The sequence below is a fragment of the Streptococcus oralis genome, assembly GCF_001579175.1.
GTDB classification, from domain to species: domain Bacteria; phylum Bacillota; class Bacilli; order Lactobacillales; family Streptococcaceae; genus Streptococcus; species Streptococcus oralis_O.
In genome coordinates, this window is record NZ_KQ970759.1 from 820826 (window position 1) to 842747 (window position 21922).

The window sequence follows — 21922 nt, forward strand, 5'->3', positions numbered from 1 at the left end:
TGCATAGTGCACCAATATCCCCGTCAACAAGAAAATGTTACATTTGTCTCCTCATATTCTGCTATCCTAAAAAATCTGGCTTACGATCCTGCTGATCTGTAAAAGGAATAAGTGGGGGGCGAGAACGTAGAACATAATCTACAAATTCCTTCCCATCCTTGTCAAACTCTACCACCGCGAAAAATTGATCATGGTAAAAGAAAAACTTATAATGATTCTCAAAAGCCTGACGCAACCACTTCTCTTTGGCTAAAATTGATTTCATAGGATAATCATCAACTGCTGGAACCCAGAGAGGATTTCGATGAACATGTGATAACATCAAGTCCCCCATATGGATCATCGTATCTTTCCCCTGTTTGAGCAAGATAATACTGTGGCCATTGCTGTGACCACTTGTGTGAATCATTTGGATTTCTGGAATGACATTGATATACTCTGAGAAAGTCGTCACCTGATCTTGAATCGGTTCCCAATTTTCTCTTAAATAAGTTCCCCGCGTTCGATTATTAGGGTTTCTCATCTCATACCATTCGACATCATTCACAATAATCTTGGCGTTTGGATACTTGGAAACCAGCTTCCCTTGATCATTCACATACGTCAAGCCACCAGAATGATCATGGTGCATATGTGTCATCAGAACGACGTCAATGTCTTCAGGCGATAGTTCTAAAAGAGCTAAACTTTCTTCTACCCGACTTTCAGACAAGATTCCTAAGTTGCACCTTTGTTTATCGGATAATTTTGCTGTATCAAAACTTGCATCTATCAAGTAATTTTTACCCTTGTACTGGATCAAAATAGGATCCGTCAATTCCGCCATCATATTAGCATCATTTGTTGGGTAGTAACGAGACCACACAACTTTCGGAACCGGACCAAAAAGAGTCCCTGCATCCGTCAATTTATCGGCTCCACGTAGCCATGTCAGTTTCATATCATGAAATTGATATTCCTGTAAGGTGAGTTCTGCCATGCTTTACTCCTTTATCCATTGGGCTGCTATTCTTTTACGAATCGAATCCCCAGATTTTCCATAGATTTCAATCGTTTTGGCATCCTTTAGATAACGGTCTATGGGGATGTCATCCAGAGTTTGAAGAGGTCCAATTAATCTAATAATTTCCTCAGAAATCTCAATTGCTACTTTTGTCGTATAAAGTTTTATCTGAGATACGAAGAGAGAATCCGCCTTCATCCTGTCCTTGTAGGAAGCAAAGTAAGATTCAGCCGCACACAGCTTAGTATACAAGTCTGCAAATTGATTCTGATAGACTGTCGCATCGATTAATCGTTTCCCAAATCCTCTTTTGACCTTTACAAAAGCCAGACCTTTTTCAAAAGCTCCCTCAGAGATACCAATAGAGATTGCGCTTAATCCTAGCTGTAATTTTTTGATAATATCATTTAACTGGGATTCCCCATTTAAGGTCAATCCAAGCAGACTATCTTCTGGCAATTTGACCTGGTCAAAAGTTACCGAATTCACAGGTAAACCCTGTAAACCAGGTTTTGCTATATCATCTCCAAAAGAAACCCCCGGTCGAGTCGTATCAACAATGAAAAATCCATATCCATCTTCTCCGTTAGTTTCCTCAACCTTGGCTAAGATTAACAAAATATCTGTATAGCGGCAATTTGATACAATTGACTTCTTCCCAGTTAAAGACCAACCCGCCTCTGTTTTCCTTGCGGTTGTTGCAATAACCTCCAAGCTTTCCATCAATTTTCCTTCGGAAAATCCCAATCCAGCTAAGATTTCTCCCCTTACTAATGGTTCTACATAACGCGATTTTTGTTCCTGACTCCCATATCGTAAAATAGGATAGATACCATAACATGCCTGAGTTAGTAGAACAGCAGAAAAAGCAGGAAAATCTTTTGAAATCAAGCGAATAAAGGTCAAAAACTCGGTTCTCAAAACAGAATCTTGACTATCTAAAAGCAAGGAAAAGATATCAAATTGCTCAATAAACTGATAAAGCAATTCTCTAGGGAACTGTTGTTCATCCTCACGAGACTTGAAATAGTCCCGAATCAACACTTTCACGTCTGCCTTCAATTCTCGCGCCAGCACGTCATTATAGGTCATCGCATTCACCTCATCTTAGTTGTCAGAAAACGGTTGGTAATAATCTTTCAACAATTCTTCATACACATAAGACTCTACTTCATTGTAGGAGTTTTTATAGGGTCTACAAAACCAGATATTAAATGGAATCGGATCCTTGAATCTAATCGCCTTAAAACGACTCTTATCCACAAAATATTCAACCGGCCTTGGCAAAAGGGCAATCAAATCTGTCTGATGAGTTGATTCAACTAGGAAGTCCCAAGTAGAGGAAAGATAAGCAAATTTAGCCTCAATTCGTTGTGAACGAAGTTTTTCTGTCACTAAATCATAAGTCGTAAATGTTTTGTTGAAGGTTGCCAATTCATAACCAGCAATATCAGACCATTCCAACAAGCTTTTCTGAGCCAGCGGATGATCCTTATCCATATAAGCAACGTATTCATCCAATTGAATGATATGTTGTTCATATTTTTTAGCATCCAGGCTCGTAGGCTCTATCAGAATAGAGAGATTCAAATCTCCATCAACCATTTTTTGACGAATTTCCTTCCCTCCACCTTCCGTAACCTGGATATGGATATGAGGATTATTTTTCAAAAAATGAGGCAAAGCACTAGCAAAATAAACTCGTAAAATCAAGGACGGAATACCAAGATTAATGGTGCCTTTTTGCTTTTGAGCTTCTATATGGATCATGGAAAGCATTTCTTCATGTCGATTCACAATCTCGGTCGCATAACGATAAATTTTGCGTCCCGCCTCTGTTAAACTTTCTAATCTTCCATTCTTGCGATTGAATAATTGAACCCCTTCAGCTGCTTCAAAATTTGTCACGAATTGACTCAAGGCTGATTGACTAATGTGAATCTTCTTTGCAGCAATGGAAAGGTTGCATCCGCATTCTATGATATTGATGAAATAGTTCATTTGGATAATATCCACTTACCCATCACCTAGCTTTCCTTCACTATTTTAGTAGGTCAATTAGACAACTATTCTAGTGTTTGATAGTTGTCTACTGACTTTTTATCGAAATAACATTTCGAATACTTCATTTTAACGTTGTATGTAAAGCGCTTACAATATTATCTAGTTTATATCATAACACACTAAGTAGAAAATAGCTCTTTTTTTGCTTAAATCGGCATTGTTTTTAGGTCTTCTGAGACAATGACTTCCCCAGCTGTTTTTTCAAGAACTTCTTCTAACGTCACACCAGGAGCCAGCTCTTTCAACAGGAATTTACCATCTTTGAATCCAAAAACAGCTAATTCTGTGATGACAAGATCCAATACTCCTTTAGCTGATAGAGGTAATGTGCACTCTTTCAAGAGTTTAGATTCACCACCTGTAGTATGTTGGATCGCTGCAATTACACGTTTAGCACCTACCAATAAGTCCATTGCACCACCCATACCAGGAGCAAATTTCCCTGGGATAATCCAGTTCGCAATACTACCATCTTGGCTGACTTCTAGTGCTCCCAGAACGGTTGCATCCACGTGTCCACCACGAATAATGGCAAAGGAAGTTTGTAGATCAAACAAGGCTGCTCCGGGCAACAATGTGATAGGAGCTCCACCTGAGTTCGCTAAATTGGCATTATAGTTGTCCTTGGTTGGTGTTTCTCCAAATCGAAGGGCGCCATTTTCTGCCTGCAAAATAACATTTACACCTTCAGGGATATAATCAGCAGAGGCGTTTGGAATCCCAAATCCAAGATTGACCACATCTCCATCTTTAAATTCAAGCGCTACACGTCTTGCGATAATTTCTTTTGCTTTCATCTTATTTCACCCCCGCCAGTTTGTTTGTCTCTGTCCACAAGTCTCCCATCATCTGATGATGTTCTTCTGGTGTCAATCCTTGAACGACATAGTCAACTAGGATACCAGGGATGTAAATATCATTTGGATCAATTTCTCCGGCTTCAACCAACTCGTTTGTCTCAACAATGACTGTGTCAGCCGCTAGAGCGAGTTGAAGAGAGATGTTTTTAGTAGTCCCATCTAGATAAAGGTTGCCATACTTATCCGCCTTAGTAGCTTTAATCAAGGCAACATCGATTTTCAATGGATCATAAATCAAATATTCTTTTCCATTTCGAGTCACTTTTTCGTGCTCATTTTCAAGAATTGTTCCTACACCTGTTGGCGTTAAGACTGCTCCAAGACCCGCACCCGCAGCATGCAAGCGTTCTACGACAGTTCCCATTGGAGTGAACTCCACTTTCATGGCTCCTGAGAAATAATCATGCTGAGCAGCAGCAGATGTCCCTACATGGGCTGCAATGTATTTTGTAACCTGATGGTTTTCACAAAGACGACCAACTCCAACTTCCTTACCGGGTTGAGAGGTTACAACAGACACCAAGGTCAAATCTTGCTGGTTTTGACGAACCAGTTCCTCAATTAACTCAAGTGGTTCTCCTACTCCGAGAAATCCAGAAATACCAACTTTATCTCCTGAATGAATCAAGGAAATAGCTTCAGACAATGTTACAACTTTCATAACCTATCTCCTCTCTTATTTACGTTGAAAGACAGCTTTGCGTTTTTCAACAAAAGCGCGCATTCCTTCTACCTTATCTTCTGTTGAGAAGAGTAGAGCTTCCGCTTCTGTTTCCAAACGAATAGCATTTTTCAGAGGGAGTTCTGAGCCAACTTGGATAATATGTTTAGCTTTTTCAACTGCTAGCGGTGCATTTTTCATAATCGCCGCTGCTAGCTCTTCTGCCGCAGGCAATAGTTCTTCTGCTGCTACCAACTTGTTAAGAATTCCAAGATTATATGCTTCTTGTCCTTTAACCATTCTAGCAGTGAAGATTAATTCCTTTGTTTTACTAGTACCAATCAAACGAGACATTCTTTGAGTACCTGCAAAACCAGGAATGATTCCCAAGCCGACTTCAGGGAAGCCAACCATTGTCTTGTCATAGCCGATTCGGATATCAGTTGAAAGAGCTAATTCTAAACCGCCTCCCAAAGCATAACCATTCAATACTGAAATAGTTGGCTGAGTCAATTCAGATAAGCGGGTAAAGGTGTCGTTCGCATAGGTCATGTATTCATGAGCCTGAATTGGAGACATTTGGTCCATCTCTTTAATGTCTGCTCCCGCGACAAATGCTTTCTCTCCTTGACCGGTCACAATGACAACACGAATGTCCTCGCTTGCTTCAATTTGGTCTAAAGCGAGATTCAAATCCTTTAAGACTTCTGAACTTAAAGCGTTCAAAGCCGATGGACGGTTAATTGTTAGATAGCCAAGACCATTCTTAACCTCTAATAAAACAGTTTTACTCATTGTTCTGCTCCTACTTGATTTATTTTGAGTACAGAGTACAGCGTCAACAAATACCAACACAAAATGTAAGAGCTTACATTTTCATCATAAACCTTTTTTTCCCATCCGTCTACTTAATCTTTATTTATAGACCTATAAGTCCAGCTTATAGGATATGGTCGTCCAATCCATCCTTAAAGTCTTAGAAAAAAATAAAAATACCTTATCAAGCCCTTTTAGAGAAAGACACTTGATAAGGTATGTAACGATGAGATCGGATCAAAATCTCATTTTGTAATCGTAATATTGAAAAAGAGGAAATGACATTCAGTTTTCTAATAACTAACGTTCAACGATGAGGGCTGTTCCCATCCCTCCTCCGATACAGAGAGTAGCTAAACCAGTTTTAGCATCACGTTTCATCATCTCATGTACCAGAGTCACTAGGATACGGCAACCTGAAGCCCCAATTGGGTGACCAAGAGCAATCGCGCCACCATTGACATTGACAATATCTGTGTTAAAGCCAAGTGTTTTTCCGACCGCACAAGCCTGAGCAGCAAAGGCTTCATTTGACTCGATCAAGTCAAGATCATCAACTGTCAAATTACCTTTTTCAAGAGCTTTACGGGTCGCATAAATCGGTCCACATCCCATAATCTTAGGATCCAAACCTGCACTTGCATACGAACGAATGCGCGCAATGACTGGAAGTCCTAATTCTTCAGCTTTTTCAGCACTCATGACCAAGACAGCCGCCGCCCCGTCATTGATACCTGAGGCATTTCCCGCCGTAACAGAACCGTCTTTTTTGAAAACAGGACGCAGCTTAGACAGACTCTCCAAGCTAGCATCTTTTCTAGGAAATTCATCTGTATCAAAGACGATAGGATCGCCTTTACGTTGAGGAATGACCACCGGAACAATCTCTTCCTTAAAGCGTCCAGATTCTATAGCTGCCACTGCTCGTTTTTGTGATTCCAAAGCAAGCGCATCTTGATCAGCCCGGCTAATACCATATTCTTCTGCCACATTCTCAGCTGTAATCCCCATATGGTATTCGTTAAAGGCATCAGACAAACCATCCTTAATCATGGTATCTACCACTTTCGAATCTCCCATACGGCCACCCCAACGGAAGCTTGGCAAAACATATGGAGCCTGGCTCATGTTTTCTGCACCACCAGCCACAACAATATCTGCATCTCCGCACTGAATCGCTTGAGCAGCTAACTGCACTGCCTTCAAACCGGAACCACAAACCTTATTAATGGTAAAGGCTGGTGTATATTCAGGAAGCCCAGCATGAATACTCATTTGGCGAGCCACGTTTTGGCCTAAACCTGCTCCCAGGACATTCCCCATAATCACTTCATCTACCTGCTCTGGTTTAATATTCGCTTTTTCCAAAGCACTCTTAATTACCAAAGATCCCAAATCAACAGCAGAAACATTCTTCAAGCTCCCGCCAAAGGAACCTAAAGGTGTTCGCACTGCCGAAACAATAACTACGTCTTTCATGACTACCTCCATCAGTGTCTAGTAAGTAAAGAAGCCTTCTTTTGTCTTCCGTCCCAATTTTCCTGCTTCGACCATTTTCTTAAGAAGAGGGGCAGGACGGTATTTTTGATCACCAAACCCTTGGTTTAGGACGCCCATAATAGCCAAACAAACATCCAATCCAATCAAGTCTGCAAGAGCCAAAGGTCCAATAGGATGATTTGCACCAAGTTTCATCGCTTCATCGATTTCCCCGGCACTAGCCACTCCTTCACCTAGAATGTAAATGGCTTCATTGATCATAGGAATCAAAATTCTGTTCACAACAAAACCATAAGAATCTTTAACATCAACTGGTGTTTTACCAATTTTCACTGTCAGTTCACGAACCGCCTGAACCACTTCTTCTGAAGTCTGCAAGGCCTTAATAACCTCTACAAGTTTCATGATTGGGGCAGGATTAAAGAAGTGCATTCCAATCACGCGCTCCTGATGTTTAGTAGCAGCAGCTATATCCGTGATTGACAAAGAGGATGTGTTTGATGCTAAGATAGTTTTAGGATCTGTCAATTCATCCAATTGTTTGAAAATATTCAACTTAATCTCACGATTCTCAGTTGCAGCTTCAATCACCAATTGGACTTGTTTCGCATCTTCATATGAAACAGATGGAAGCAAATTGGCCAATACCTGATCCTTCTCATCCGCAGACATCCGTCCTTTTTCAACTGAACGTTCCAATTGTTTTGTGATATTATTCAAGCCTCTTTGAACAAATTCTTCTTTAATATCGTTTAAGTAAACTGTAAAACCAGCCTGAGCAAATACTTGAGCAATTCCGCTTCCCATTTGACCAGAACCAATAATCATCACCTTAGATATCATTATTTTCTCCTTCTTATTTTACAAAAATCCAGTGCATGAAGCAAGGACGATTGAACAAAAATCCTTCAATCGCCCTTCTGACATTAAACAAAGGCACCTAGTCCAGTAATCTCACGACCAACAATCAAGGCATTCACTTCGTGTGAACCTTCATAGGTATAGATTGATTCAGCATCTGCAAAGAAACGAGCAACATCTGTCTCAAGTGTAATACCATTACCTCCGCAAGTTTCACGAGCAAGGGCAACTGTTTCGCGCATCACCAAGGAATTGTGCATCTTAGCAAGAGCAGAGTTAAGCATCAATTCATTACCTTTCTCTTGCATTTCAGCAATACGAGTTGAATAAGCAATAACTGCTACAGCATTTGCTTGCATACGAGCCAATTTTTCTTGAACAATTTGGAATTTGGCAATTGGACGTTTGAACTGTTCACGATCTTTAGCATATTTAAGAGCTGCTACATAAGATCCACAAGTCACTCCCATAGCAATGTGAGCAACGTCCGCACGAGTGAAGGTCAAGATACGGGCTACATCACCAAAACCATTGATATTTACCAAACGATCTGAATCTGGAACCTCTACATTCTTCATAGTAATATGGCCATTGCGGACACAACGAAGAGCAATCTTATGTGGGATTGGTTCTGCATGATATCCAGGAGCTCCTTTACGAACGATAAAGCATTTCACCTTGCCATCCGCAACATCACGAGCAAATACAGGAACGACATCCGCAGTATCCGAACCACCAATCCAGCGTTTTTCACCATTTAGAATCCACTTGTCTCCAACACGTTCTGCAGTAGTTGCAAGTCCTCCAGCAATATCAGAACCTGAAAGAGGTTCAGTCAAAGCGAAGCAACCTTGCCAATCAAATGCAGCTAATTTTGGAAGAAATTCTTTTTGTTGACGCTCATCACCACCCAAGAGAATTGTGTTGTAGCAAAGTCCGCCATGAACGGTATAGAATGTTGCCATAGAAGCATCGAAGCGAGCAAGTTCAAGATACAAGAAAGCAATATAAAGTTCAGATGGTTTCCAGCTACCTTCACGTCCCTCAAACAATTTTGGATTGTTCATAATTTGAGCGCCCTTAGCCACAGCATAGAATTCTTCAAAAGGAAAATCAGGTTTTTCCCAGTATTCATTAATAACCGGACGGAGATGTTTCTCAATCAAACGGCGAGTTTCTTGTAAAACCTCTGCTTCTCCCAAAGTTAGACCATCCGCATAGTGAAAAAGGTCCTCAGGATATAGTTCGCGTAAAATTTCTTCTTTTGTTGCCATAGTCATGACTCCTTTATTTGTTATAAGAGCGCTTACATTTTTGTATTCGCTATTTGTTGACAACCCCATTCTATCCCTTAGGGTATTATTTTGTCTACTTAATAAATATAAACACCCCTATAAGTTCAGATTATAGGGTCCGATTCTGACTGTTTAATCAAGGATTTCCTCGTTTTTCTACTTACTTAGGCACAAGAAAAAGTGGTTTACAAATCAGTAAACCACTCTTATTAGTTATTTCAATTTTATGATTCTTTTACTTCGAGCAAACCAACTTCACCATCTTCACGACGATACAAAACATTTGTTGTTTGATCTTCTACGTCTACATAGATAAAGAAATCATGTCCCAACAAATCCATTTGAAGAAGCGCTTCTTCTAAATCCATTGGTTTTAAATCAATTTGTTTTGAACGAACTACTTTTGGTTGCACAACATTTGCATCTTCAACTAGGGCATCTGTAAAGAGTTGGCTTGTCGCAACTTTATTTTTATTTTTACGTTCGATTTTTGTTTTATTTTTACGAATCTGACGTTCAATTTTATCAGTTACAAGATCGATAGAGCCATACATATCTTGAGAAATATCTTCTGCACGGAGAGTAATAGATCCAAGTGGAATCGTTACTTCAACTTTTGCTGTTTTTTCACGATAAACTTTCAAATTCACACGTGCATCCAACTCTTGCTCAGGTTGAAAATACTTTTCGATCTTTTCGAGTTTAGAAACTACATAATCACGAATCGCTTCTGTTACTTCTAGGTTTTCACCACGGATACTATATTTAATCATATAAGTACCTTCTTTCTAAACATTTTTGTTTTTCTAACTATATTATAGCGCTTTCATTTTCATTTTGCAACTTTTTCCCTCATCTTACAAGGGAAAAAGTTTTAACATCCAAAGCTCCTGCTTCTTCAAAAAGACGCTTCACACGATTGACAGTCGCACCTGTTGTATAGATGTCATCAATAAGCAAAATTTTCTTAGGAATAGGGGCTTCAGTTTTTATAAAAAATGGAATTTCGGTAGCTAATCGTTCCGAGCGATTCTTAGAAGAACTAGCCGTCTCTTCTCTTTTCCCTAGTAAATCTTGAAAAGAAAAACCTGCTGCCTCAACTAAACCTTCAACCTGGTTAAATCCCCTCTCAAGCAATCTTTCAGGACTTAGGGGAATGACAACAAATTGATAGTCTCCATACTTTTTCAATTCATTAGCTAAAACAGGAGCAAAAACCTTTCTAAGTAGAAAATCCCCATCAAACTTATATCGACTAAATAAGTCTTTCATAGCTTGATTATAGGTGAAGATTGCATTATGATCGACTCGAATCTCTTCTTTACACCAAAATTTACAATCTTGACACATGGTTGACAGACCTGCTTTCATACAGTTCGGGCAATAGTCCTCACCAATTTTCTCAAAAGTAGACTCACAATCTGAACAAAGATAGTTGTTCTTATTCTTAAACAGCAAGAGGTGACTAAATGTGAAGTCACTCTTTATTGTCTGTCCACATAATAAACAGTTCATAAACCTGCCTCCTTGTTCATCTGCTTAATTTCCTTGATTGCTTTTTTGATGGCAACATTTAATCCATCATGAAAGAAGAGCAATTCACCAGTCGGTCTATCCATACTGCGCCCAACTCGCCCTCCAATCTGAATCAAACTAGACTTGGTAAAGAGACGATGATTAGCTTCTACAACGAAAACATCCACACAAGGGAAGGTGACCCCACGCTCCAAAATTGTCGTACTAATAAGGATTGTCAACTCTCCATCTCGAAAAGCTTGTACCTGCTCTAATCGATTTTCTGTGATAGAGGACACAAAGCCGATGTTTTCATTTGGAAACTGTTCCTGCAAGAGTTCTTTTAGTTTCTCGCCTTTCTTAATCTCAGATGCAAAGATTAACAACGGATAACTTGTTCTTCTCTGCTTCTTAATGTAGGACTTTAACTTTGGAGACAACTGACTCTTTTCTATATAGCGATTAAAATCTGATAACCAAACTGGCTTTGGAATAATCAATGGATTTCCATGAAATCGTCTTGGCAAGCTCAATCGTTTTAATTCCTCAGTGCTAACCTTCTTATCTAACTCATCTGTAGAAGTCGCTGTAAGAAATATCCTTAACCCCTCCTCCTTTACACATTGGTTTACAGCATAGTAAAGAACAGAGTTGTCAACATAAGGAAAGGCATCTACTTCATCCACTATCAGCAAATCAAAAGCATGATAAAATTTTAACAGCTGATGAGTCGTTGCAACAACTAGTGGTGTTCGAAAATAGGGTTCTGACTCACCATGAAGTAGTGCTATCTCACAAGCAAAGTCATTCTGCAGTCGTTTATACAGCTCCAAACACACATCAATTCGAGGGCTGGCTAAACAAACTGCACCACCTTCATTAATCACTTTAGCCACAACTTGATAAATCATCTCTGTCTTACCAGCACCTGTTACAGCATGAACTAAAATCGGTTCTTTCTTTTCGACTGCTTGGAGCAGTCCCTCTGACACTTTTTCTTGAAAAGGTGTTAACTGACCACGCCATTTGAGGACGTCTTGCTTAGGAAAATCCTCCTGCGGAAAATAGTATAAAGCTTGATCACTCCTGACCCTCTTCATCAATAAACACTCCCTACAATAGTAAGCACCTACAGGTAAATGCCATTCTTCTAGAATACTACTATTACAACGTTGACAAAACAGTTTCCCTTTCTCTTTTCTCATTGCCGGCAGTTTCTCAGCCATCTGACGTTCTTCTTTCGTTAATTCTTTCTCAGTAAACAAGCGACCGAGATAGTTTGGATTTACTTTCATACTTCTTTATTCGTAAAAATATAGCGCTTTAGGTAATTTTTTAGTACAATTAAATCATGGAATTTAGAACAATTAAAGAGGACGGGCAAGTCCAAGAAGAAATCAAAAAATCCCGCTTTATCTGTCACGCCAAGCGTGTCTATAGTGAAGAAGAAGCTCGTGACTTTATCACTGCCATCAAAAAAGAACACTACAAAGCCACCCATAACTGCTCTGCTTTTATTGTAGGGGAACGCAGTGAAATCAAGCGTACGAATGATGATGGTGAGCCTAGTGGTACTGCTGGAGTCCCTATGCTTGGCGTCTTAGAAAATCATAATCTTACCAATGTCTGTGTAGTAGTTACTCGTTACTTTGGTGGAATTAAGTTAGGCGCTGGCGGTTTGATTCGCGCTTACGCAGGAAGTGTAGCCTTGGCTGTCAAAGAAATAGGCATTATTGAAATCAAAGAGCAAGCTGGCATAGCCATTCAGATGTCTTACGCTCAGTATCAAGAATATAGCAATTTTCTTAGAGAACATAAACTCACGGAAATCGAGACAAACTTTACAGATCAAATCGATACCATAATTTATGTTGATAAGGAAGAGAAAGAAAATATTAAGTCTGCTCTTGTAGAGTTTTTTAATGGAAAGGTTACTTTAACAGATCAAGGTTTACGAGAAGTTGAAGTTCCTGTAAACTTAGTGTAAATAAAGGAGAAATACATGGCATTTGGGAAATTTATTCAAGGACTTGCTGGTAACTTCAGTGAGCAAAACAAAGAAGTTCTTATCAAAGAATATGGTCAATACCTACTAGAGAATGAAGAAATTCAAAGTGGATATAAGCTCATTCGTGACGCAATCATCTTTACAAATATTCGTATCATTTTTACAGATAAGCAAGGCGCTACTGGTCGCAAGATGTCTGTTAAGTCACTCTTTTTGATGAACATTGTCAACGTTGAAATGGAAACTGCAGGAGCAGGTATAGACGATAGTGAGATTACGATCACTTATTTAGAGAATGTCTTTCTAAAAGCACATAATGAGCATTTTAGTTACCACAAATTTGAATTTCCTAAGAAAACGGATATTCTTCCCCTTTACACCTATTTACTAGAACTTGCTTATCACAATCGCTTGAAAATTAATGGCTTAGACCTTTGATATAAAAAAATCCTATCGCTTTGATAGGATTTCTATATTTTACAAATAGCCTAGAGCACGCTATACTAGAATCATCTTATACAAAGAGGTATATCTATGACTATCTACAATAATATTACTGAACTAATCGGACAAACACCAATTGTTAAACTTAACAACATTGTTCCAGAGGGTGCTGCAGACGTCTATGTTAAACTAGAGGCCTTTAACCCAGGATCTTCAGTCAAAGATCGTATTGCCCTTAGCATGATTGAAAAAGCGGAACAAGATGGTATTCTAAAACCGGGTGCTACTATTGTTGAAGCAACGAGTGGAAACACTGGTATCGGTCTTTCATGGGTAGGTGCTGCTAAAGGATATAAAGTTGTTATCGTCATGCCTGAAACGATGAGTGTGGAACGACGTAAGATTATCCAAGCCTATGGTGCTGAACTTGTCCTCACTCCTGGTAGCGAAGGTATGAAAGGTGCGATTGCCAAAGCCCAAGAAATCGCAGCTGAGCGCGATGGTTTCCTTCCTCTACAATTTAACAATCCAGCTAATCCTGAAGTACACGAAAGAACAACAGGAGCTGAAATACTAGCTGCTTTCGGTTCTGATGGACTAGATGCCTTTGTGGGTGGTGTTGGTACTGGTGGAACGATTTCAGGTGTTTCTCATGCACTTAAAGCAGCGAATTCTAATATTCAAGTTTTTGCAGTTGAAGCTGATGAATCTGCTATTCTGTCTGGCGAAAAACCAGGACCTCACAAAATTCAAGGTATCTCAGCTGGATTTATTCCTGAAACACTTGATACAGAAGCCTATGACGGTATCGTCCGTGTAACATCAGATGATGCTCTTGCACTTGGCCGTGAGATCGGCGGAAAAGAAGGCTTCCTTGTTGGGATTTCTTCTGCTGCAGCGATCTACGGAGCAATTGAAGTTGCTAAGAAATTAGGTGCAGGTAAGAAAGTCCTTGCTTTAGCACCAGATAACGGCGAACGTTATCTGTCTACAGCACTCTATGAATTTGAAGTGTAGTCTCCTAAATGCACTTAGCCCTTTTAAAGGGCTTTTTGTTTACTCACTCTAAAATAAAAAAAGGAAGCAAATTGCTTCCTTTTCATTATTAGTTATTTAAGGCTGCTGCCATTGTAGCTGCAACTTCTGCTTCGAAGTCATTTGCAGCTTTCTCAATACCTTCACCAACTTCAAAGCGAGCGAACTCAACTACTGAAGCGTTAACTGATTCAAGGTATGCTTCAACTGTCTTGCTGTCGTCCATGATGTAGACTTGTGCAAGAAGTGTGTATGCTTGGTCAACCTTAGTGTTGTCAAGCATGAAGCGATCCATTTTACCTGGGATGATTTTGTCCCAGATTTTTTCTGGTTTGCCTTCTGCAGCCAACTCAGCTTTGATATCAGCTTCAGCTTGAGCAATCACTTCATCAGTCAATTGCGCTTTTGATCCATACTTCAAGTGTGGAAGAGCTGGTTTACCAACCATTGCACGGCTTTCGTTATCTTGGTCGATGACGTGGTTCAATTGTGCCAACTCATCTTTAACGAATTGCTCATCCAATTCTTTGTAAGAAAGAACTGTTGGTTTCATCGCAGCAATGTGCATTGAGATTTGTTTAGCAAGCGCTTCGTCTCCACCTTCAATAACAGAGATAACACCGATACGGCCACCGTTGTGTTGGTAAGCTCCAAAGTGTTGTGCATCTGTTTTTTCAAGCAAAGCAAAACGACGGAATGAGATTTTTTCTCCGATAGTTGCTGTTGCAGACACATACGCTGCTTCAAGAGTTTCACCTGAAGGCATTGTCAAAGCAAGAGCTTCTTCATTGTTAGCTGGTTTTCCTTCAGCAATTACTTTAGCTGTAGCATTTACCAAGTCAACGAATTGAGCGTTTTTCGCAACGAAGTCAGTTTCAGCGTTTACTTCAACTACTGCTGCAACGTTACCGTTAACATAAACACCAGTCAAACCTTCTGCAGCAACGCGGTCAGCTTTCTTAGCTGCTTTCGCCATACCTTTTTCACGAAGCAATTCAATCGCTCTTTCGATATCACCGTCTGTTTCTACAAGCGCTTTTTTAGCGTCCATAACACCGGCACCAGATTTTTCACGCAACTCTTTTACAAGTTTAGCTGTAATTTCTGCCATTTTGATTCTCCTATATTTTTTAAAAAATAGGAGAGCTGGGCTAGGCCCCGCCCTCCTAGGTAATTACTATTTATATGAATTAAGCGTTGTCGCCTTCTACAACTTCAACGATTTCTTCGATTGAATCTGCTTGAGCTTCTGAAGCTGCAAATTCTGCTTCAACTGCTGCTGCATCTTCACCTTGACGTCCTTCGATGATAGCGTCAGCCAATTTAGCTGTGATCAATTTAACTGCGCGGATAGCGTCATCGTTAGCTGGGATGATTACATCGATATCGTCTGGATCAGTGTTTGTGTCAACCATGGCTACAACTGGGATACCTAGTTTTTTAGCTTCTTTAACAGCGATTTGCTCTTTATGTGGGTCAACTACGTACATTACATCTGGGATACGAGGCATGTCTTCGATACCACCCAAGAATTTTTCAAGACGTGCACGTTGTTTGTTAAGAAGGGCAACTTCTTTCTTAGGAAGAACGTCGAAGATTCCTTCTTCTTCCATACGTTTGATTTCTTTCAAACGAGCAATACGTTTTTGGATAGTTCCCCAGTTAGTAAGAGTTCCACCCAACCAACGGTGGTTGATGTAGTATTGACCTGAACGTTCTGCTTCTTCTTTAACAGCGTCAGCAGCTTGTTTTTTAGTACCAACAAACAATACAACTGCATCGTTAGCTGCCGCATCACGCATAAAGTCGTATGCTTGGTCAGCGTATTTTACAGTTTGTTGCAAGTCGATAACGTGGATTCCGTTACGCTCAGTGAAGATGTACTTAGCCATCTTAGGGTTCCAGCGACGAGTTTGGTGACCAAAGTGTACACCAGCCTCAAGAAGTTGTTTCATTGAAATTACTGCCATGAGTATTTCTCCTTTTCGTTTTTTCCTCTCCTCGACTTCAACTTGCAAAACGACCCGAGGGCAACAGTTTCACAATTCATCAAGAATGAATATTATCGTTTACACGACAAGTTTCATTCTACCACATTTTATCAATATTTTCAAGTGTTTTTGCTAGTTTTTGGTCTAACTAAAAACTAAAAAAAGAAAAGAGACTCAAATCGAGCCTCTTTATTTGGTTCATTAGTTTGGATAGATGTATGTTACGTAACCTTCAGAAGTTGTAGTTGGGTTGAACCATCCACGTTTGTTTCCGATTGTACGATCTCCACCGTAGTTTGATTCTGATACTTGGATACGAGATGATGATGAAACTGCTGTAACAACCGCTACGTGTCCATAACCACCATCATTCCAACATGCAATCGCACCAACTTGTGGTGTTGATCCTGTACGGAATCCTGCTGCAGCTGCACTTGTTGCCCACTGAGCTCCGTTACCCCAGTAGTCTCCAGCCCAAGGTGCCAATGTCTTAGCTCCCCAAGTACATTCACCAGTTGGGTAACTAGATGCATTTGAGCTATATGTTGGACGTTGTCTAGCAGGAGTTGGAGCAGGTGCTGGAGTGTAGCTTGAATCTTCATCATCAGATGTTGATGTTGATGTCGCTTGTACTTGAGCAGAGAAGCTTGTATTTCCTGAAGCAACTACTGATTGTTGTTGGCTTGCTTGACGAGCTTTGTAAGCTGCTTCTGCTTCAGCCGCTGCTTTCGCTTCTGCTTCTGCAGTTGCTTTTTGTTCTAGCAAAGTAGCTTTTTCGCCTTCTGCAGTTGCTTTCTCAGCAGCAAGATTCAACTCAGCAACTTTCAACTCAGCTTGCTTTGTTGTCAATGTTTGTGCATCGTCAGCAAGAGTTTGTTGGTTGGCAATTACGGTATTGATAGCTTCGTTATTCGCAACTTGTTTTTCAGCAATTGATTTTTTATCAGCCTTTTGTTGTTCCAACATTTTGTTGTTAGCAGATACAATCTCGCTCATAGCTGCAACACGTGAAATAGCTTCAGTAATTGATTTTGAGTTTACAATTGTGTTGATGTAGCTAGTTGCAGCACCATTTGTTTGTGCGCTACGTGCTTGTTTTTCCAATGAGTCATTACGAGCAACAATGTTCTTAGAAAGCTCTGTAATTTCTCCTTCAAGTTTCTTAGACTCAGCTTGAAGAGTTTCATTTTCAGCTTGCAAGCTTGCTTGTTGTGTTTGAATAGCTGTAACTTGCGTTTGGATTTCATCTACTTCTTTTTGAGCTTCTTTTTGTTTAGCTGACAAGTCACTAATTTTACTATCTTGAGCAGCAATTTTTTCATCAGTTGTTTCAGCATGAACAGTTGTTAATACCGCCGTTTGTGAAACCAATACTGTACTTAACAAAAGTGACGCTAAGATTTTTTTCTTCATATTATGTAGATACTCCTTCTATTTAAGACATTACTAGTATACCAAAAAAAGACATAATAAATATTACGCCTTTGTTACATTTATATTTCTTTCTCATAGATAACATTTTTCAAAAATGTATTGGAAAATCACCATCCATAAGAAGTTCAGAATCATTGATGGGACAAGGCTATAGACAATGAAAACTGGCATAGAATCTACCGTCAATCCCATAGCAAGAGCCAGAAGATAACTCCCCATATCAAACAGAAAACTAATTACAATAATGGTCAACATCCTTGTCCAACGATTCGTCAGAATCACGCTGTTAAACTTGTGGAGCGAAGCACCAATCACGATAAACAAAAGCGTGGCAATTCCAATCAAGTGGAAAAAATAAATATCGTAAACCAAACCCACTATACAACAATAGGCTAGATAAAGATACTCTGACACCTCGATTGTCTCAAATAAGAGAAACAAGAAAAGAAAATGACTGGCCAAATGAAAGTGGGGGAAGAAGGATCCCACCAATTGACCAATATGCGCATCAATTAGAATGACAACAGGGAGTAAAAAGAAAATACCAACTTGTTTAAACAGTCTCATTGCTAATTCCCCACTAACTCTACCACATGAAGATCTTTGGTGTCAGCACTCAACTTTACTGTTACCTCTCGCGTTAGATAATCACTGCTGTGCGATGTGGCAACAACCTCGCCAACAGGAATATCCTTAACATTAAAGTTTCCGAGCCCCCCTGTCGTCACCTTATCTCCCGCGCTAATGTCGCTATTACTATTTAATTGACTAATTTTAAGCAGTTCGGTTTCCTTGTCATAACCAACGATGATTCCATAAATTTCAGTAGAACCATGCAGGATTTTAACGGAAATTTTGTCGGAATTTTCAGTGTTTGTCAATAAGTTGACCGTTGTTGAATGCTCCTCTACTTTTGAAACACTACCAATCAAGCCACCGTTTGCAATGGCCAACATGTTTTCAGAAACTCCTTTTGAACTTCCCACATCAATTGTCAACTCTTGCTTCCAAGACACTGGAGCTCGCATAATCACATCTGCTGCTAAGGTTTTTGTAGCCTGTAATTTTGACTTCATCTCTAGAAGCTGACGTAGTTGTTCATTCTCAGATTTTAAACGTTCTGATTGATTAGAATCCACCTCTAATTGATAGAGTTGTTTTTTTAGACTTTCGTTTTCATTGTAAGTCTGCGTCAAATGACCCAAATCCGATTTGAAAGCATCAAACCACTGAAATGGTTTTTGAACAATTCTATCCACTAAGGAAATGCCATCTCCTAGTTTTGTCACAATAGCACTTGAATAGGTTGTCACTAATAGTACAGAAACTGCCAGAACTGTGACAAAAACGATGATTAGATATTTTGATTTTTTAAAACGGTTCATATTCCTACCTTTTTACTAAAGATCTACTACTGTGATTTTTTATCAATCTTAAAAATCCACTAAGATTTTAAGAAAAATAAGAGACATCCCAGCACCAGAATCACAAGAATCGCCAATGTATCCTTTTGACACCATCTCAACTGTCTATACTGGCTTCTACCCTTTCCTCCCTGATAACCACGCGCTTCCATGGCTATTGCCAATGAATCTGCACGCTTTAAGCTCGTCGCAAAAAGAGGAATTAAAATCGGAATCATAGCCTTTACTTTTTGAACGATACTACCTTCGCCAAAGTCAACTCCACGAGCCTTCTGAGCATTCATAATTCTCGTCGTGTCATCCATCAAGGTTGGAACAAAACGCAAACTCATTGATAACATGAGGCCAATTTCATGAACGGGAACTTTCACGCGTTTCAGAGGCGCTAAGAGAGATTCAACTGCAGCTGCCAGACTCAAAGGCATGGTCGTTAACGTTAGCAAAGTTGAAAAGAAAATAATCAACACAAAACGACAGAAAATAATCCCAGCTTGTTGCAAAGCATAATCCGTTATTCTTATAAAAGAAAACTCAAATAAGACATTTCCACTTGAAATGAAAAAGAGTTGAAATAGAGTCGTAAAAGCAATCAAGAAAAACATGGATTTTAATCCCTGGACAAAAAATGATAGGGAAACGCCCGACAAAGCGATAAATATACCTGTTGCTACAAAAAGAATGAGATTGGCGAGGGGATTATTGGCCCAAAATACAATCAAAATCAACAGGATCATAGCGAACAATTTACTACGGGGATCCAAGCGATGAATGATGGAATCTCCTGGTATATAACGCCCTAAAATCATACTATCCATTTAGCGACTCCTTAAACTCCTCTATCTTGATTGGCAGTTTTTTAAAAGCTACACCTCTATCTGCCAAACGTTTACAAAAGGCTGTGATTTTAGGCACACCTAACTGTACTTTTTCCATAGAGACTACATCTTGGAAAACATCACTTGGTTTGCCACTTTTGACCAAACTCCCCTTTTCCATAACATAGACCTGATCAGCATACGTAGCTACATCATCCATCAAATGCGTTACCAGGACGATTGTCATTCCAGAAAGATGAAGTTTTTTAAACAGGGTCATCAATTCTTTTCTGCCCAGAGGATCTAGCCCTGCTGTTGGCTCATCCAAAACCAAGACAGTAGGCTCCATGGCTAGTATCCCTGCAATGGCCACACGTCTCATCTGACCACCCGAAAGTTCAAATGGACTCCTCTCAAAGAGTGACTCATCAATGCCCACCAAGGCTAACTTTTCACGCGCAATTTCCTGTGCTTCTTCCTCAGAAACTCCAAAATTTTGTGGTCCAAACGCAACATCTTTCAAAACAGTTTCTTCGAAAATCTGATTTTCAGCAAATTGAAACACTAGACCGACTTGCTTTCGAATCTGTCGAATTTCTTTATTTGTTGATGTAGGAGTAATGACGGTTTCGAAAACTCGAACAGAACCCTTACTTGGAAGCAATAGGCCATTTAAAAGCTGTAAGATCGTCGATTTCCCACTACCTGTATGTCCTATCAAAGCTGTATAGGAGCCGTCCTCAATCGTCAAGGAAACATCAGTCAAGGCTGATGAAGATAGGGGAGTCCCCTCTTGATAGGTAAAGCTCACATTTTCTAGAGTAATTCCCATAACTTGTCCTCTAGCTCTCCTTCTGTCAAATAGCCATCCTGCAACTGATAGCCTGTCTCTCTCAAAGATTCTCTCAATTGATTAGTAAAGGGATCATCTAAGCCTATCTGGTCAAGGTCATCCCGAGAAAAAAGTTCTCTTGGGCTACTGGTTGACTCCACTTGGCCTTTTTTCATGACCAGGACACGGTCACTCATCGCAACTTCTTCCAAGTCATGCGTAATGGAGACAACTGTCATCTGATAGTCTTTTCGAATCTCTTGAACTGTCTGAATCAGTTCTCTGCGCCCCTCGGGATCCAACATACTTGTAGCCTCGTCCAGAATCAAAATAGCAGGTCTCAAGGCAACAACTCCTGCAATGGCCACCCGTTGTTTTTGTCCACCCGATAAGCGGGCTGGTTCTCTCTTCTTAAAGTCTAGCATACCTACTAACTCCAAAGATTCAGCCACTCTCTTCTTCATTTCTTCACGAGGAAGTCCCTGATTTTCTAGACCAAAGGCAACATCATCTTCAACAGTCGCCCCCACAAATTGGTTATCTGGATTTTGAAAAACCATACCAATTTGACGGCGTAAATCCCAAACATTCTCAGAGGACAGCAATTGCCCATCTATCCAGATTTTCCCAGACTCTGCTTCAAGCAATCCATCAATCAAACGGATAGTTGTCGATTTCCCACTCCCGTTATGACCTACAATCGAAAGCCATTCTCCCCGTTTCACGTGAAACGAGACGTTATTAACGTCATAATGATCCTGGTCTTCCTTATAACGAAAAGACAGATCTTTTACTTCAATAATCAATTTCATTTCGAACCAAATGTCCCTTTGAATAGATGAGCGCTACCCTTGAAATAATCATAACCAGAGTAGATAGTGAAAAACAAAGCGATATAAAGCAACAGTTGCCCAATTAAATTCCAATGTAAGAGCAAAAAGATAATGGCAAACATTTGACTAAAGGTCTTGATTTTCCCAGGCATCGCTGCCGCCAGAACCGTTCCTCCCGTCTCAACGAGCAACAGACGAAGGCCTGTCACAGCGAGTTCACGACAGATGATAATAGCAACAACCCAAGCTGGAGCCATACCCAACTCAATCAACATGATAAAAGCTGACATAACCAACAACTTATCCGCCATTGGATCTGCAAACTTTCCAAAGTTGCTAACCACATTCCATTTACGAGCAAGGTAACCATCAAGATAATCTGTCACACTAGCAACTGCAAAGATAATCGCTGCCAACAGGTGACTGCCTTGTGAATGATCCAAAGTCAAAATAAGAATAAAGAGAGGTATAAAGAGAATTCTACCAATTGTTAATACATTAGGGATTTGTTCTTTTTTCATTGGTTTTTCC

General features: G+C 39.9%; 24 protein-coding genes. 3 read left to right on the forward strand and 21 right to left on the reverse strand.

The features are described from left to right. Positions 1–61: 61 nt before the first annotated feature. The 12 genes from SORDD24_RS04090 to SORDD24_RS04145 all read right to left on the reverse strand — a co-directional run bounded on the left by SORDD24_RS04090 (position 62) and on the right by SORDD24_RS04145 (position 11870). Complete coding sequence (locus SORDD24_RS04090) at positions 62–979, reverse strand: MBL fold metallo-hydrolase (RefSeq protein ID WP_061407711.1); 918 nt, start codon at positions 977–979, stop codon at positions 62–64. 3 nt (positions 980–982) lie between these two features. After that, positions 983–2095 (reverse strand): acyl-CoA dehydrogenase family protein, encoded by a 1113-nt coding sequence (locus SORDD24_RS04095; protein WP_061407714.1) that lies wholly within the window; start codon positions 2093–2095, stop codon positions 983–985. 15 nt (positions 2096–2110) lie between these two features. Beyond that, positions 2111–3019, reverse strand: a complete 909-nt coding sequence (locus tag SORDD24_RS04100; protein WP_196757267.1) for a LysR family transcriptional regulator — start codon at positions 3017–3019, stop codon at positions 2111–2113. A gap of 194 nt (positions 3020–3213) precedes the next feature. Beyond that, complete coding sequence (locus SORDD24_RS04105; protein ID WP_000644729.1) at positions 3214–3864, reverse strand: 3-oxoacid CoA-transferase subunit B; 651 nt, start codon at positions 3862–3864, stop codon at positions 3214–3216. A 1-nt stretch (position 3865) separates the two neighbouring features. Next, positions 3866–4588, reverse strand: coding sequence for a CoA transferase subunit A (locus SORDD24_RS04110; protein ID WP_061407717.1), 723 nt, complete (start codon positions 4586–4588; stop codon positions 3866–3868). Positions 4589–4603: 15 nt separating this feature from the next. After that, a complete protein-coding gene (locus tag SORDD24_RS04115) occupies positions 4604–5383 on the reverse strand; it encodes an enoyl-CoA hydratase-related protein (protein ID WP_061407720.1) in 780 nt (259 codons plus the stop codon). 321 nt (positions 5384–5704) lie between these two features. Next, on the reverse strand, positions 5705–6883 hold the full coding sequence (locus tag SORDD24_RS04120) for an acetyl-CoA C-acetyltransferase (RefSeq protein ID WP_061407723.1): 1179 nt from the start codon (positions 6881–6883) through the stop codon (positions 5705–5707). An 18-nt stretch (positions 6884–6901) separates the two neighbouring features. Continuing rightward, positions 6902–7750, reverse strand: a complete 849-nt coding sequence (locus SORDD24_RS04125; RefSeq protein ID WP_025168421.1) for a 3-hydroxybutyryl-CoA dehydrogenase — start codon at positions 7748–7750, stop codon at positions 6902–6904. Positions 7751–7830: 80 nt separating this feature from the next. Further along, on the reverse strand, positions 7831–9039 hold the full coding sequence (locus tag SORDD24_RS04130; protein ID WP_000201480.1) for an acyl-CoA dehydrogenase FadE: 1209 nt from the start codon (positions 9037–9039) through the stop codon (positions 7831–7833). Positions 9040–9284: 245 nt separating this feature from the next. After that, positions 9285–9833 (reverse strand): ribosome hibernation-promoting factor, HPF/YfiA family, encoded by a 549-nt coding sequence (hpf, locus tag SORDD24_RS04135; protein WP_000599111.1) that lies wholly within the window; start codon positions 9831–9833, stop codon positions 9285–9287. A 79-nt stretch (positions 9834–9912) separates the two neighbouring features. Then, positions 9913–10575, reverse strand: coding sequence for a ComF family protein (locus SORDD24_RS04140; protein ID WP_061407726.1), 663 nt, complete (start codon positions 10573–10575; stop codon positions 9913–9915). Further along, complete coding sequence (locus tag SORDD24_RS04145) at positions 10572–11870, reverse strand: ATP-dependent helicase ComFA (protein WP_061407729.1); 1299 nt, start codon at positions 11868–11870, stop codon at positions 10572–10574. The genes SORDD24_RS04140 and SORDD24_RS04145 overlap by 4 nt, the downstream gene beginning before the upstream one ends. A 56-nt stretch (positions 11871–11926) precedes the next feature. Between SORDD24_RS04145 and SORDD24_RS04150 the strand changes: the two genes are divergently transcribed. The 3 genes from SORDD24_RS04150 (at position 11927) to cysK (ending at position 14044) form a co-directional block, all read left to right on the forward strand. After that, the gene (locus SORDD24_RS04150) at positions 11927–12562 is read left to right on the forward strand and encodes a YigZ family protein (protein WP_061407732.1); all 636 of its coding nucleotides are present in this window, start codon (positions 11927–11929) and stop codon (positions 12560–12562) included. Between the two features lie 15 nt (positions 12563–12577). Beyond that, entirely contained in the window at positions 12578–13021 is a 444-nt protein-coding gene (locus SORDD24_RS04155) for a PH domain-containing protein (protein ID WP_000863911.1), read from the forward strand. A 96-nt stretch (positions 13022–13117) separates the two neighbouring features. Further along, positions 13118–14044: a cysteine synthase A gene (gene cysK / locus SORDD24_RS04160; protein WP_061407735.1), complete on the forward strand. Its 927-nt coding sequence runs from the start codon at positions 13118–13120 to the stop codon at positions 14042–14044. 88 nt (positions 14045–14132) lie between these two features. On the opposite strand, the gene tsf is transcribed toward cysK, so the two are convergent. From tsf to pgsA, 9 genes are all read right to left on the reverse strand, one after another. After that, entirely contained in the window at positions 14133–15173 is a 1041-nt protein-coding gene (tsf, locus tag SORDD24_RS04165; protein WP_061407738.1) for a translation elongation factor Ts, read from the reverse strand. Positions 15174–15252: 79 nt separating this feature from the next. Beyond that, positions 15253–16032 carry a 30S ribosomal protein S2 gene (gene rpsB, locus SORDD24_RS04170; RefSeq protein ID WP_000268475.1) on the reverse strand — a complete coding sequence of 260 codons (780 nt, stop codon included), beginning with the start codon at positions 16030–16032 and terminating at the stop codon, positions 15253–15255. Positions 16033–16254: 222 nt separating this feature from the next. Continuing rightward, a complete protein-coding gene (gene pcsB / locus SORDD24_RS04175) occupies positions 16255–17466 on the reverse strand; it encodes a peptidoglycan hydrolase PcsB (RefSeq protein ID WP_061407739.1) in 1212 nt (403 codons plus the stop codon). A 93-nt stretch (positions 17467–17559) separates the two neighbouring features. Beyond that, on the reverse strand, positions 17560–18054 hold the full coding sequence (gene mreD / locus SORDD24_RS04180; RefSeq protein WP_061407742.1) for a rod shape-determining protein MreD: 495 nt from the start codon (positions 18052–18054) through the stop codon (positions 17560–17562). A 2-nt stretch (positions 18055–18056) separates the two neighbouring features. Further along, the gene (mreC, locus tag SORDD24_RS04185) at positions 18057–18872 is read right to left on the reverse strand and encodes a rod shape-determining protein MreC (protein ID WP_061407746.1); all 816 of its coding nucleotides are present in this window, start codon (positions 18870–18872) and stop codon (positions 18057–18059) included. Between the two features lie 59 nt (positions 18873–18931). After that, a complete protein-coding gene (locus tag SORDD24_RS04190; protein ID WP_061407749.1) occupies positions 18932–19726 on the reverse strand; it encodes an energy-coupling factor transporter transmembrane component T family protein in 795 nt (264 codons plus the stop codon). Then, complete coding sequence (locus SORDD24_RS04195; RefSeq protein WP_061407751.1) at positions 19719–20558, reverse strand: energy-coupling factor transporter ATPase; 840 nt, start codon at positions 20556–20558, stop codon at positions 19719–19721. The genes SORDD24_RS04190 and SORDD24_RS04195 overlap by 8 nt, the downstream gene beginning before the upstream one ends. Then, positions 20543–21370 (reverse strand): energy-coupling factor ABC transporter ATP-binding protein, encoded by an 828-nt coding sequence (locus tag SORDD24_RS04200; RefSeq protein WP_061407753.1) that lies wholly within the window; start codon positions 21368–21370, stop codon positions 20543–20545. The genes SORDD24_RS04195 and SORDD24_RS04200 overlap by 16 nt, the downstream gene beginning before the upstream one ends. Continuing rightward, positions 21367–21912: a CDP-diacylglycerol--glycerol-3-phosphate 3-phosphatidyltransferase gene (gene pgsA / locus SORDD24_RS04205; protein ID WP_049536489.1), complete on the reverse strand. Its 546-nt coding sequence runs from the start codon at positions 21910–21912 to the stop codon at positions 21367–21369. Before pgsA ends, SORDD24_RS04200 begins: the two co-directional genes overlap by 4 nt. Positions 21913–21922: the final 10 nt, after the last annotated feature.